Raw genomic sequence first — 12,086 nt, 5'->3', positions numbered from 1 at the left:
CAATGTGGGAGAGGCTTTCCCCCTCCCACATTTTGATTTCACATCGGGATCAGCGAACGCCTTCGGCCCTCAGCGCAGCCGGGGTGTAATCCGCCGCCTTGGCATTGAACCCGAACACGAAGCTGCTCTTCTCCTCGTTCTTCATGCCCAGCGCGATGTAGCGCCCGGCGATGATGTCGTACAGGGTTTCCACGGTGTAGGCCGGGGTCTGGTGGTCGTAGTAGAACTGCGCATGGCCTTCGGCGACCCGCCACAGTTGGCCACGGCCGTCGTAGTGATCCACCAGCGCCACCTGCCAGCTGTCTTCGTCGATGTACATGTGGCGCTTGGCGTAGATGTGCCGCTCACTCGGCTTGACCGTGCCGACCACTTCCCACACGCGGTGCAGCTCATAACGGGTCAGGTCCTGGTTGATGTGGCCGGCCTTGATGATGTCGTCGTACTTGAGCGTCGGCTGGTCCAGCTTGTAACTGTTGTAGGGGATGTACATCTCCTTCTTGCCCACCAGCTTCCAGTCGTAGCGGTCCGGCGCGCCGGAGAACATGTCGAAGTTGTCCGAGGTGCGCAGGCCGTCGGAGGCGGTGCCCGGCCCGTCGTACGCCACTTGCGGCGCCCGGCGCACGCGACGCTGGCCGGCATTGTAGATCCACGCCAGGCGTGGCTCCTTCACCTGGTCGAGGGTTTCATGCACCAGCAGTACGTTGCCCGCCAGGCGCGCCGGCGCCGTCACCGACTGCTTGAAGAAGGTCAGTACGTTGGCCGCCTTCGCCGGGTCCATGTCGGGGATCAGTTGCGGCACCGCCACCTCTTCCTCGAAGCGGATCGGCGTGTAGCTGCCGTTGGTCTGCGGGGTGGCCTGGGTGATGATGCGGCGCAGGTTGCCGCCGTGGTAACGGGTGATGTGGTTCCACAACACCTCCACGCCGTTCTTCGGAATCGGGAACGCGTAGTAGCGGTTGCCGGTGAACCCTTCGAGGCCATTGCCATCGTTGATCGGCTTGACGTTCAACGCGCTGCGCTTGATCGACTCGTAGATCTCCGGCGGCAGGTTGACCGTGCGGTGAGTCGGGTACACCGGGATCTTGTAGGTCTCGGGGTAGCGCTTGAACATCGCCACCTGGCCGTCGGAAAGCTTGTCCTTGTATTTGTCGACGGTGGCTGCGGTGATCACGAACAACGGTTTTTCACTGGCGAACGGATCGGCCAGGAAGCCCTTGCTGTCCACTGCGCCGGCGTTTTTCGGGATGCCGCCGGTCCAGGCCGGGATCGAGCCATCGGCATTGCCGGCTTTTTCGGCGCCCACCGGGGTCAGGGTGGTGCCGAGCTTGGCCGCCTCTTCCGGCGACACCGCCGCCATGACGTGGGCCGCCAACAGGCTGAGGGCCATTACCGCAATTATCTTACGCATAGAGTCTTGTCCTTCCTTAAGCCAGATCAGAAGTTCGCGCCGAAGCTGAGGGCGATGAAGTCGCGGTCGGTGAGGGTGTTGTAGTCGCCGCCGAAGAAGTCGGTGTAGCTGAGGCTGGCGGTGTAGGTGCTGCGGTAATCCGCATCCACGCCGACGCTGATGGCCTTGGCGCCTTTGTTGAACAAGCCGTTGGGGCCGTAGCCCGCCACGTCATGGGACCAGGACAGGTTGGGCTTGAGGTTCACCCCGGCAATGGCGTTGTTGTAGTCAAGGATCGCCCGGGCGCGGTAACCCCAGGAGTTGGCCGTGACAAAACCGTCGGTGTCACCCTGGAAGCCATAGGCGCCGTACACCGAGTCGCGGCCATAACGCAGCTTGGATTTGTCTTCCAGCCCACCAACGTGCACGTAGGCCGCTTCGCCTACCAGCGTCAGGCGTTCGGCGCCCAGCACCTGGTCGAAGAACTGGGTCATGGTGCTTTGGATCTGGGTGATTTCCTTGCGCCGGTAGCCTTTGTTGTCGTCACCGAAGTTGCTGCGGATCGGCGAGGCCAGTTGCCCGGCGACCGGGTTGATCAGGGCCAGGGTCAGGTCGGTGGTGTTGAGTTGCACCGGGGCATTGGGGCGATAGCTGATCTCGCCGGTCCACGCCGTGCCGGTGGGCAAGGTGGTGGAGAAGCTCGCACCGAACAGGCGGATATCTTCCGGGTAGTCCAGGTAGTACTGGCCACGACCGAGCATCAGGCTCTGGACCAGGCCTGCGCCGGAGCCGGGCGCGATGCCATTGGCTGCACCGGCGATCGCACCGAGCCGGGCCAGGCTCGTATTGTTGGTGATGGTGCCCACGGTCGGTGTGCGGCTGTGGTAGTTCATGAAGTACAGGCCGTATTCGGTGTCATCCCCCAACCAACGCAACGCCGTACCGAATTGGCCACTGTCACGGGCGTCACGATCCTGTGCACGCTGCACGATCACCCCTTCACGGGTCACTTGAAAGCCTTGCCCGAACGCGGCGGCGACGGGCTGCAATGGCGCAATCGCCGGGTTGCCCACCGTGTAGTTGTCATTACAGCCATGGGCCGCCACATCCCCACCAAAGAAGGTGCCGCAGTTATCCAGCACGGTGTTTTCCCAGTTGAGCTGGTAGAAGCCTTCCACTGTCAGTTGGTTGGTCAGGCTTTGGGAGGCGAACAGCATGTTCACCGGGATCAGCCCTTCCTTGATCTCTGCACCAGGGCGACGGAAAGCCGAAACGTCGATGGGGTTGATGCTGTTGATAGAGTTACCGATAAAGGTGCTCTCACCCCAGCTGACCACTTGCTTGCCGAGGCGCACGTTGCCCGGTTGATCGCCGATGGAGTAGTTGTGATAAACGAAGGCATCGAGCAATTCATAGCCCGAAGAACGCGCGCCCTCGTCACGATGGTGATTGCTGATCTGCTTGAACTCGCGGTCTTCGTCCTGCAACTCGAAGTCGTACCAGTACTTGCCGCGCACGAAGACGCCGCTGTCACCGTACTTGAGCTCCAGGTCGTGAATACCCTTGAAGATCTTGGAGAAGGTCTCGCCCTTCTTGAAGTTCAGGCGTCCGTCATCGCCGGTGGACGCCTGGCCAGTACCGCCGTTGACGGTGCCCACCAGCTTCTTGTCGGCGTCGCGCATGCCCCAGCTCGCGCCCACCGACAGCGAAGAATCGAATTGCCCTTCGATCTCGCCAATGTTGAACGAAACAGCCTGTGCCTGGGCACAGCCCCCCAACGCAACCGCAGCGGCCAGCGCCTGTGGCCTGAAGATGGCGCGCATTGTTGTTCTTGTCATGCGTCTTCCCCGGTGAGTGACAGAAGGCCCCACCCTACTGCCGCGTCTCAGGAGCGATAAGCGCACCAAGGAGGGATTCGTGTTGTCGCTCGAAAGGATGACAAGGCGCTCTGGCCGGGGTTTGGGCGCGGGCATGCAGCGGGTGGATAAGGGGTTATCAGGAGAATGGATGACGCGCAGCCCAACTATTGCTGTTTTGGTAACAGTCCTTGTCACGAACCGGCATTACTCATCCTGTTACAAACGACTATTCTTACCGGGCTTTCAGGGCAGACGGCCCGCTTCCCCGACCGGAAGAAAAGCCAGATTCAAATGGATTGAGGCCTGCTTTCAATCTGTTACCGGTGTTCACTGACGTTGATTTGTCGCTCCTTGATCCAACGTCTGACTTCAGCCGCTGCGTTTGCAGCGGCATTTTTTTGCCCTGAATAAAATGGGGCGCCATCAGCGCCCCGCAGGATTAAAGCTTTTTCAAGCAACGATCACAGGCTGTATTTCTGCAAGTTGGCCATCATTTCCTTCAACGCCTCGATGTTGTCCTTGGGGTGAACGGCGCCTTCGAAGTCACAGATCTGCTGCCAGTGCGCAGCCACGTCTTCGGGCGAAAACCCCGCCTCCGGATCAAAGCCAACGCCCAGGCTGCGTTCCCAGCGGGTCTTGCCGATCCAACCGCCGCCCACTTCAAACAACCCCGAGGTTTCCTGGCATGCCTCGCTGCCCAGGTACACCACCAGCGGGCTGACCAGCTCCGGCTTGAGGCGCTCGAACACTTGCGGCGGGATCAGGCCTTCGGTCATGCGGGTGCCGCCGGTGGGGGCGATGGCATTGACCAGGATGTTGTTCTTGCGCCCTTCCAGCGCCAGGGTGCGGGTCAGCCCATACAGGCCGAGCTTGGCCATGCCGTAGTTGGACTGGCCGAAGTTGCCGTAGATACCCGAGGTGGACGCGGTGAAGATCACCCGGCCATACCCTTGCTCACGCAGATGGGGCCAGGCAGCGCGGGTGACTTTGTAGGCGCCTTCGACATGCACCCGATAAACCAGGTCCCAGTCGCTGTCCTCCATTTTGTGGAACGTCTTGTCGCGCAGGATCCCGGCGTTGTTGACCACCACATCGATACGCCCGAACGCATCGAGGGCGTTCTGCACGATCTTGTCACCGTCGGTGACAGAGTCGTGGTTGGCCTCGGCGATACCGCCCGCTTCGCGAATCTCGGCCACCACCCGATCGGCCGCCGACGCATTGGCGCCCTCACCTTGGGTGGAACCGCCGAGATCGTTGACCAGTACTTTGGCACCGTGCCTGGCGAACAGCAGCGCATGGGCCCGGCCCAATCCGCCGCCGGCGCCGGTGACGATCACGACCTTATCCTGGAACTGCACTGACTCACTCATACCGAACTCCAATGGCGACGATGGGAATGGGTCGAGTGTCAGGCACGGGGGCGCAGGTCACAATAAAGCCGGCCAGGGCTGAATGGTGCTCGATAAGGCGCAGGGATAGTCGTCAGCTCAGGAATAGGCGATTCGCGAAGTCGGTCGCCCGATCCGCTCACGAAACGCCAGGTAATGCTTGAGCACCTGCACCGGCGCCTCGATCTGCGGGTAATGGCCGATATTGGCCAGCAGCACTGTGTCGGCGTGGGGCACCAGCTCGCGGTAACGCGCCACCATGTGGGCGCCAGAGATCGGGTCGATTTCGCCATCGATCACCCGCAGCGGCACTTCAGCCTGTTGCATCGCATCGACCCAGCGATCGCGCAGACGCCGTCGCTGGGGGATGTAGGCAATGAGTTTGTGCAGGATGCGCGTGCCTTCATGAGAGTCGATCAGGCTCCAGAAATCATCCAGGGCACTCTCGCTGGGGCGAGTGTCGGGCCCGAAGATCTGGTTGAAACTGTCCGCCAGGGCATTGCGCCCAAAGGCACGACCGATCATCCAGCCCAGTGGGCTGAGCAGCAGCTTTTGCACCAGCGCCGGACGGTGGGTTTCCGGGAACAACCCGCCGTTGAGAAACACACAGCTGGCCATGTGAAAGCGACCTTCGTAGTGCCGGGCCAGCAGTTCCTGCGCGACGCTGTCGCCGTAGTCGTGGGCGAGCACGTGCACCGGCTGGTCCACGCGCAGGTGCTCGAGCAACGCCTGTTGCAGATCCGCCTGTTCCAGCAGGCAATAACCGTGGTCGAGGGGTTTGGCCGAATCGCCGAAACCGAGCATGTCGCAGGCGATCACCAGGTTGCGTTGGGCCAGGGGCTGCCACAGGTAATGCCAGTCCCAACTGGCAGTGGGAAAGCCATGGATCAACAGCAACGGCTCACCCTGCCCCGCCACCCAGTAGCGGATAGTGCGGCCGTTGAAGTCGAACGTCTGGCTGCGTTTGCGCCAGACACTCAGCGGGATCTCGGCAAGAGGCATCAGGTTTTATACCCGGGATCGAGGCTGTCCAATTTACGCAGCAACGCCGGCCACGCCAGCGCGCCCCCCATACCTTGAGCACTCTTTGTGACAGCTGCCACCATCGCCTTGGCACCGGCGAGGATCTGTGGCCCGATGGGGATCAATTGCGCGCCGCCACTTTGCGCCAACACCTGGATATCGCAGGCGCGCTGGAAGGTAAACATCATCAGAAACGTATCGGCGATGGTGCTGCCGCAGGTCAGCAGACCGTGGTTGTGCAGCATCAGGAAACTATTTTGGCCAAGATCGGCCTGCAACCGGGCCTTCTCTTCGTGGTTCAGCGCCACCCCTTCGTAGGCGTGATAAGCCAGGCTCGACAGCACGAAGATCGATTGCTGGCTGATCGGCAAGACACCCTGCTTCTGCGCCGCCACCGCCACACCGGCGGCAGTGTGGGTGTGCAGGACGCACGTCACGTCGTGGCGCACTTCATGGATGGCGCTGTGGATGGTGTAGCCCGCCGGGTTGATCTCGTAGGGGCTGTCCATCAGCTTGTTGCCGGCCTGGTCGACCTTGACCAGGCTCGACGCGGTGATCTCGTGAAACATCAGCCCGTAGGGGTTGATCAGGAAGTCGTCGGTGCCCGGCACCTTGGCCGAGATATGGGTGAAGATCAGGTCATCCCAGCCGTGCATCGCCACCAGGCGGTAGCAGGCTGCCAGGTCGACGCGAGTGTGCCATTCGGCGGCGCTGACCTGATCTTTGACATTCTGTGGCGATGGAACGGGGGCTAGGCTCACGGCAACGACCTCCTTGGCGCACTTTCTTATTATTTTTTGAGTGATGGGCCAGTCTAGTCAGACGCCCTGGCCGCCGTAGTTGCCTTGGCAGCCAGCTTGATGACCGTACGGGTCAGCTTTGAGAATAGTTTAAATCCGCGCAACCGACGTCAGAGAAGTGCCGCCAATAAAGGCGCGGCAAACAGGTTGAGCAGGCCGGTCAGGACCATCACCAGGCCTGCCACCGAGCCCTCTTCGCCGCCCACTTCATGGGCCCGGCTCACGCCCGCACCGTGGGCGCCCACGCCAAACAGCGCACCGCGCGCCAGCGGCGTACGCAGGGGCAACCACTTGAGCAGCACGCCGCCGAGCATCGCACCGAATACGCCGGTGAACATTACGAACACCGCCGTCAATTCCGGCACGCCACCCAGGTCAGAGGACACCGGCATGGCGAACGGCGTGGTGATGGAGCGTGGCACCAGGGACATCGTCACCGAGCTGTCCAGGGCCAACGCTTTGGCCAGGCCGAATGAGGTGGCGATGGACGCCACGCTGCCGGCCACCATCCCCAGCAACAATGCCGACCAGTAACGCGCCAGCAACCGCCGCTGCTGCCAGATCGGCACGGCGAACGCCACGGTGACGGGGCCGAGTACCAGCATCAGCCAGTGGGTGTCGGCAGAGTATTCGGCGTAGGCCGTGTTCATCGGTACGGCCACCGCCAGCAACAGCACGGGCACCAGGATCAGCGGCGACAACAGGTAACGCCCGGTGCGACGGTAGATCCAGCGACTGAAAATATAGGTGCCCAAGGTCAAGGCGAGCCAGAACACCGGCATCAGTTCAAGCTTCATGGCGCAGCCTCCAGCGGCACACCAGTTCCACCGTGAATGCGGTCACCAGCATCACGGCCAACGTGCTCAAGCCGATGACCAGCAGGATGCGCCATCCCTCATTGCGCAGCAGGCCGCCGTAGTCGAGCAGGCTCATCAGCGCCGGAATGAAGAACAGCAGCATCTCGGCCATCAGCACGCCGGCACCCAATTGCAGGGCCGCCGGTTTGACCAGGCCGCTGGCGAAGGCCATCAACAACAGGCCCAGGCCCACCACACCGCCGGGAATCGGCCAGGCCAACCACATCGCCAGTTGGCAGCCGAACAGGTAAATGGCCAGTAGCACGACCAGTTCAATCAACAGACGGGTGAAACGTTTCATGGGCTTTGGGTCCTCGCAGGCCTTCATTTTAAAGAGGCATGCCCCATCCCCACAGCGAATTGTTAGACTGCCAGTTATTCCAAACTGGAATTTCGCACATGGAATTCAAACAGCTGCGCAGCTTCGTCGAAGTGGTTCACCGGGGTGGCTTTACCCAGGCCGGCAAAACCCTGCATATCAGCCAGTCCGCCGTCAGCAAACAGATTGCGCAATTGGAGCAGAGCCTGGGCACGCCACTGCTCGACCGAATCGGCTCGCAGATCCGCCTGACCGCCGCCGGCCGAGTCGTCCTGCAACGCGCCGAAGCCATGCTGCGCCTGCAAAACGAGTTGCTCAGCGAGCTGGACGATATGCACCAGTTGACCCGAGGCGAACTGCGCCTGGGCCTGCCGTTGTTGGCTGGGGATACGTTGTTTGCCGGACTGTTCGCCGAATACCGCCGGCGTTACCCGAACGTGACCATCCAATTGCTGGAGGGCGGCAGTCGCAATATCGAGCAAGCCATCCTGAGCGGTGAACTGGAAGTGGGGGGCAGCCTCAGACCCAGCGACCCGGCGTTTGCCTGGCAAGCGTTCTGCGATGAGCCCCTGGACGCGCTGTTGCCGATTGATCATCCCCTGGCGGAAAACGCCCAGGTACGCCTGGAGGAACTCGCCGACACGCCGTTCCTGATGTACCAGCGCAGCTTCGTGCTCAACGACCGCCTGCTGCAGGCGTGTGAACAGTTGGGTTTTACGCCGAAGGAAATCGGTCGCAGCGGCCAGGCGGACTTCCTCGCCGCATTGGTCGCCGCCGGCCAGGGTGTGGTGCTGCTGCCCAGCGTGGTCGCCCGTGGGCTGGTGCGACCCGGGGTGGTGCGCCTGACGCTCAAGGCGCCCGACTACCTGCGCTGGGACATTGCCTTTATCTGGCGTGAGGGCACCTACCTGTCGAAAGCCACCCAGGCCTGGCTGGCGTTGCTGCGTGAGTTTCCGGTCAAGCGCGCAGTGCAGTGACCAGTTCAGCCAGCCACGGCTCGGCGTCGGCTTCCGGGGTCACACTTTCGCTGGCATCCAGGCGCAGCATCGGCAGCACTTCACGCACGCCCAGTTCGCCAAACAGCTCGCGCATCTGCTCGCCACCGCCGCAGAAGGTGTCGCCATAGCTGGCGTCGCCCAGACCGATCACCGCGCCGGGCAGCCCGCGCCAGGCGGCGGGCAGTTGGTCGCGAATCGTCGAGTACAGGGGTTGGAGATTGTCGGGCAATTCGCCCATGCCGGTGGTGGACGTCACCGCCAGAAATGCGTCCGGCGCAAACGCCTGCACGTCGGCCAGGCTGGCGCGAGGGTTGTGCCAGGCCTCGAAACCGGCCGCGTTGAGGATATCGGCAGCGTGACGAGCGACTTCTTCAGCGGTGCCGTAGACCGAGCCGGAAAGGATGGCGACTTTCATCAATCTGATCCTGTAGTTGAGCGAAAGCGTGGGATATTAACAGCTTGAACGCCGCTACAAAAATCGCCATACCGGGTGGAAAATGGAGCGCGGTGCCTTAGACTTGCAGCACCCAAATGGATGGATCCCCCGCATGATTAATGCTCACTTGATGCAAATGGTCATCGACGCCTCGAATGACGGTATCGTCATCGCTGAACGGGAAGGCAAGGACTTGCCACTGATCTACGTCAATCCCGCCTTCGAGCGCCTGACCGGCTACACCCGCGACGAAATCCTCTACCAGGATTGCCGCTTCCTGCAATCCGGTGACCGCGACCAACCCGCCCTGATCGCCATTCGCGAAGCCCTCGCCGCGGGCACCCACTGCCGTGAAGTCCTGCGCAACTACCGCAAGAACGGCACGCATTTCTGGAATGAGCTGTCGCTGTCGACGGTCTACAACCCGGCGGATAAACAGACTTATTGCGTCGGCGTGCAAAAAGATGTGAGCGTCCAGGTCAAAGCCCAGCAGCGCGTGGCTCAACTGGAGGCGCAAGTGGCCGAACTCAAGGCCGAACTGGCGGCACTCAAGGCGACCAGTGGATCTAACAAAGATTAGAAATAACGGTCATTAAGAGGATAATGGCGTTTTAATGCCTTCCCACATTCGTTGAGCAAGCCCATGCAACGCGATGCACTCCTGACCCAGGACGAGCTGGATTTTATCCAGACTATGCAGCACAACCCGCAATTGAACCTGCGGGATGCGTCATCGAGCCTGACAGTCAACGGCGGTGCGCAGATTCGCGATCTTCTCACGCGCCTGGCGGCCCACGATCACGTCACCATCCAGGCACAGTTCGACAATCAGCAACTCACCTTCCCGCTGCACCTGGTGGAAGATGAGTTTCATGCCGTGCACCTGCGCCTGGGCGTGCCGAGTATTTTCGAGGATGGGCCGATGATCCGGCCGTGGCGCCTGGCGCTCGAAACGCCGGTGGCCCTGGAGAATATCAAGGGCGGCACGGGCGCGTTGTGGGTGCATGAAGTGTCGTTCAAAGGGGTGCTGGTGGAGATCCGTGGCCGGCTCAAGCCACCGAAAACCTTTTCGCTGTGGTTCAGCCCTTCCGGCTATGAGCGCATTGCGCTGCGCGGAACGTTCGAACGGGAAACCGCACGCGGCCTGTTCGCTTACCGGCTCAGCCAGGACGACGTCGATGAAACCGAGCGCCTGCGCCAGTTCATCCTGCACCAGCACCGCCTGGTCCATCCCGAAGTGCACGCCTGAAACATCAGGTATCCAGGCTACCGCTCAGGAATTGCAGCAAGCGGCGCTGCATCAACCGTGCTTCGTTGCCCAGGCAGCCAATTGACGAGCCTTGCAGGCTTTCCTGGGCGAAGTCCGCGGCGTCACCGGCCAGCAGCAGCGGGCAATCCAGGGTCAGCGCCAGGCGTTTGAGCCGCAGTGGCAGTTCGCTGCCGGGGGCGCGGTTGGAAAACAGCACCAGCGCTTGCGGTTGGGTCTTTTCACAGACCAGGGTCAACTCATCGAGTGGCTGGCCTACTCCCAGTAGCTTCACGGCGAATTTCTCCCCCGTCAGCAGCAGGCCTGCGACCAACAATTCCAGCTCGCGACATTCTCCGGCTATGGCCGCCAGCAGCACCCGTGGCAGCGGCGAAGCGGCTATCACCTGCAGACGTTGCGCCGTGCGCGAACGCAGGAAATTATCGAAGAACAGCCATTCGCTGGCCTCGCCGAAGCGGCCTTGATGACGCAACAGTTCCTGCCAGAGCGGCATGAGAATATCCTGGAACGCCACGGCGAGCGGGTAGGCGGAAAATATCTGGCCGTACAGCCGATCCAGCTGGCGATCATCGAACGCGCTGATTGCACTGCGCAGTTGCCCGTGCCATTGGGCCCGCTCCACGCTGTCCCCGCCAGCCAGGCCGGGTTCGCCGATGCGCTCATCGCGCGCAAGCAGCCTGCCCACTTTGCTCACGGCGACGCCACGTTCGATCCAGTCGAGAATACGGTGCACGGTGTCGATATCGGTGCGCGAATACAACCGGTGCCCACTTTCGGTGCGGACCGGCTGGATGAGGCCATAGCGTCTTTCCCAGGCACGCAGGGTGACCGGGTTGACGCCCGTCAGCCGAGCGACTTCTCGAATCGGCAATAGATCATCGGAAACGGCGACGCGGTCAAGGGTCGTTTCGCGCTGCGGAGCAATAGTTTCGGGCATCAGAGGTCAAGAACATCCGTGTCGATTTGGATCCTATTTAACGCTTATTCGGTTGAACGATTCAAGCCACGGGGCGAACCGACAGAAGTGTCTGGCGTATTTCAGCAAAACAGGAATAATCCTTGCCTGCTTTTTCAAGGCGCAGCCGCATCACCCCGCAGCTGCACCTGGTGTCGTACCTACCCGGTCACGAGCGCCCACTATTTGGAGATACACAATGTCTACCTCTCCCGTCACCCTGATGGTTGCGCGTCGCGTGGCCAAGGGTCGCTATGAAGAACTGATGGCCTGGCTGCGCGAAGGCGAGCAATTGGCCACGGACTTTCCCGGCTACCTGGGCTCAGGCGTCCTGGCACCGCCGCCCAACGATGATGAATTCCAGATCATTTTCCGCTTTGCCGATGAGAAGACCCTGCATGCCTGGGAGTTTTCCGCGTCGCGCAGTGCGTGGCTGAGCCGTGGCAGCGACTTGTTTGCCGACCCGTCGGAGCATCGCGTACGTGGCATCGATGGCTGGTTCGGCGCCGTGGGCGCGCGCCCACCTCGCTGGAAGCAGGCTGTGGCGATCTGGCTGGCGTTTTTCCCGGTGTCGCTGCTGTTCAACTTTGTCCTGAACCCACTGCTGAGCGAACTGGACCTGGCACCGCGCGTGCTGGTCAGTACCATGGCGCTGACGCCACTGATGGTCTACTGGTTCATCCCACTGTCGACCCACCTGTTGGCAAACTGGCTGCATCCTGCCCCTACACCGCGCAAGGCTACCGAAGCCGCGGCGTGAATACAGGGGTGCTCGGTCGCTGGTATAGTTTCAA

Annotated in this window: 13 protein-coding genes; 4 read left to right on the top strand and 9 right to left on the bottom strand. The window is 61.6% G+C overall.

Translation table 11 applies throughout. The annotated features are described in order from the left end of the window. Nucleotides 1-49: 49 nt before the first annotated feature. From BMX59_RS28890 to BMX59_RS28860, 7 genes are all read right to left on the bottom strand, one after another. Nucleotides 50-1,408: a DUF1329 domain-containing protein gene (locus tag BMX59_RS28890; RefSeq protein ID WP_071489197.1), complete on the bottom strand. Its 1,359-nt coding sequence runs from the start codon at nt 1,406-1,408 to the stop codon at nt 50-52. Nucleotides 1,409-1,434: 26 nt separating this feature from the next. Further along, entirely contained in the window at nt 1,435-3,225 is a 1,791-nt protein-coding gene (locus BMX59_RS28885; RefSeq protein ID WP_093128287.1) for a DUF1302 domain-containing protein, read from the bottom strand. Nucleotides 3,226-3,707: 482 nt separating this feature from the next. Continuing rightward, on the bottom strand, nt 3,708-4,619 hold the full coding sequence (locus tag BMX59_RS28880; RefSeq protein WP_071489196.1) for an SDR family oxidoreductase: 912 nt from the start codon (nt 4,617-4,619) through the stop codon (nt 3,708-3,710). A gap of 117 nt (nt 4,620-4,736) precedes the next feature. After that, entirely contained in the window at nt 4,737-5,639 is a 903-nt protein-coding gene (locus tag BMX59_RS28875) for an alpha/beta fold hydrolase (protein WP_092249352.1), read from the bottom strand. Continuing rightward, nucleotides 5,639-6,421 carry a class II aldolase/adducin family protein gene (locus tag BMX59_RS28870; RefSeq protein WP_093128283.1) on the bottom strand — a complete coding sequence of 261 codons (783 nt, stop codon included), beginning with the start codon at nt 6,419-6,421 and terminating at the stop codon, nt 5,639-5,641. The genes BMX59_RS28875 and BMX59_RS28870 overlap by 1 nt, the downstream gene beginning before the upstream one ends. 149 nt (nt 6,422-6,570) lie before the next feature. Continuing rightward, on the bottom strand, nt 6,571-7,257 hold the full coding sequence (locus tag BMX59_RS28865; RefSeq protein ID WP_071489193.1) for an LrgB family protein: 687 nt from the start codon (nt 7,255-7,257) through the stop codon (nt 6,571-6,573). Beyond that, complete coding sequence (locus BMX59_RS28860; protein ID WP_071489192.1) at nt 7,247-7,618, bottom strand: CidA/LrgA family protein; 372 nt, start codon at nt 7,616-7,618, stop codon at nt 7,247-7,249. Before BMX59_RS28860 ends, BMX59_RS28865 begins: the two co-directional genes overlap by 11 nt. A 98-nt stretch (nt 7,619-7,716) precedes the next feature. Here BMX59_RS28860 and BMX59_RS28855 point away from each other — a divergent pair, with 98 nt between their 5' ends. After that, a complete protein-coding gene (locus tag BMX59_RS28855) occupies nt 7,717-8,613 on the top strand; it encodes a LysR family transcriptional regulator (RefSeq protein WP_093128280.1) in 897 nt (298 codons plus the stop codon). Here the strand turns inward: BMX59_RS28855 and BMX59_RS28850 are convergent. Then, nucleotides 8,594-9,049 carry a flavodoxin gene (locus BMX59_RS28850; protein WP_092249360.1) on the bottom strand — a complete coding sequence of 152 codons (456 nt, stop codon included), beginning with the start codon at nt 9,047-9,049 and terminating at the stop codon, nt 8,594-8,596. The genes BMX59_RS28855 and BMX59_RS28850 overlap by 20 nt on opposite strands. A gap of 133 nt (nt 9,050-9,182) precedes the next feature. On the opposite strand from BMX59_RS28850, the gene BMX59_RS28845 reads away from it, so the two are divergent. Together BMX59_RS28845 and BMX59_RS28840 are read left to right on the top strand one after the other, a co-directional pair. Beyond that, nucleotides 9,183-9,650 (top strand): PAS domain-containing protein, encoded by a 468-nt coding sequence (locus tag BMX59_RS28845; RefSeq protein ID WP_071489189.1) that lies wholly within the window; start codon nt 9,183-9,185, stop codon nt 9,648-9,650. Nucleotides 9,651-9,713: 63 nt separating this feature from the next. After that, nucleotides 9,714-10,319, top strand: coding sequence for a hypothetical protein (locus BMX59_RS28840; RefSeq protein WP_071489188.1), 606 nt, complete (start codon nt 9,714-9,716; stop codon nt 10,317-10,319). A gap of 4 nt (nt 10,320-10,323) precedes the next feature. Here BMX59_RS28840 and BMX59_RS28835 read toward each other — a convergent pair whose 3' ends face one another. Then, a complete protein-coding gene (locus BMX59_RS28835) occupies nt 10,324-11,274 on the bottom strand; it encodes a MerR family transcriptional regulator (protein ID WP_071489187.1) in 951 nt (316 codons plus the stop codon). A gap of 217 nt (nt 11,275-11,491) precedes the next feature. Between BMX59_RS28835 and BMX59_RS28830 the strand changes: the two genes are divergently transcribed. Then, complete coding sequence (locus tag BMX59_RS28830; protein ID WP_092249363.1) at nt 11,492-12,052, top strand: antibiotic biosynthesis monooxygenase; 561 nt, start codon at nt 11,492-11,494, stop codon at nt 12,050-12,052. Nucleotides 12,053-12,086: the final 34 nt, after the last annotated feature.

It is taken from the genome of Pseudomonas sp. NFR09 (genome assembly GCF_900111535.1).
Lineage (GTDB): Bacteria > Pseudomonadota > Gammaproteobacteria > Pseudomonadales > Pseudomonadaceae > Aquipseudomonas > Aquipseudomonas extremorientalis.
This window is presented reverse-complemented; position numbering and strand designations above follow the sequence as displayed.

Bases quoted from the DNA above. Each gene is read 5' to 3' on its own strand.
- BMX59_RS28890 (WP_071489197.1), bottom strand. From the start codon at position 1,408: ATGCGTAAGATAATTGCGGTAATGGCCCTCAGCCTGTTGGCGGCCCAC.
- BMX59_RS28885 (WP_093128287.1), bottom strand. From the start codon at position 3,225: ATGACAAGAACAACAATGCGCGCCATCTTCAGGCCACAGGCGCTGGCC.
- BMX59_RS28880 (WP_071489196.1), bottom strand. From the start codon at position 4,619: ATGAGTGAGTCAGTGCAGTTCCAGGATAAGGTCGTGATCGTCACCGGC.
- BMX59_RS28875 (WP_092249352.1), bottom strand. From the start codon at position 5,639: ATGCCTCTTGCCGAGATCCCGCTGAGTGTCTGGCGCAAACGCAGCCAG.
- BMX59_RS28865 (WP_071489193.1), bottom strand. From the start codon at position 7,257: ATGAAGCTTGAACTGATGCCGGTGTTCTGGCTCGCCTTGACCTTGGGC.
- BMX59_RS28860 (WP_071489192.1), bottom strand. From the start codon at position 7,618: ATGAAACGTTTCACCCGTCTGTTGATTGAACTGGTCGTGCTACTGGCC.
- BMX59_RS28855 (WP_093128280.1), top strand. From the start codon at position 7,717: ATGGAATTCAAACAGCTGCGCAGCTTCGTCGAAGTGGTTCACCGGGGT.
- BMX59_RS28850 (WP_092249360.1), bottom strand. From the start codon at position 9,049: ATGAAAGTCGCCATCCTTTCCGGCTCGGTCTACGGCACCGCTGAAGAA.
- BMX59_RS28845 (WP_071489189.1), top strand. From the start codon at position 9,183: ATGATTAATGCTCACTTGATGCAAATGGTCATCGACGCCTCGAATGAC.
- BMX59_RS28840 (WP_071489188.1), top strand. From the start codon at position 9,714: ATGCAACGCGATGCACTCCTGACCCAGGACGAGCTGGATTTTATCCAG.
- BMX59_RS28835 (WP_071489187.1), bottom strand. From the start codon at position 11,274: ATGCCCGAAACTATTGCTCCGCAGCGCGAAACGACCCTTGACCGCGTC.
- BMX59_RS28830 (WP_092249363.1), top strand. From the start codon at position 11,492: ATGTCTACCTCTCCCGTCACCCTGATGGTTGCGCGTCGCGTGGCCAAG.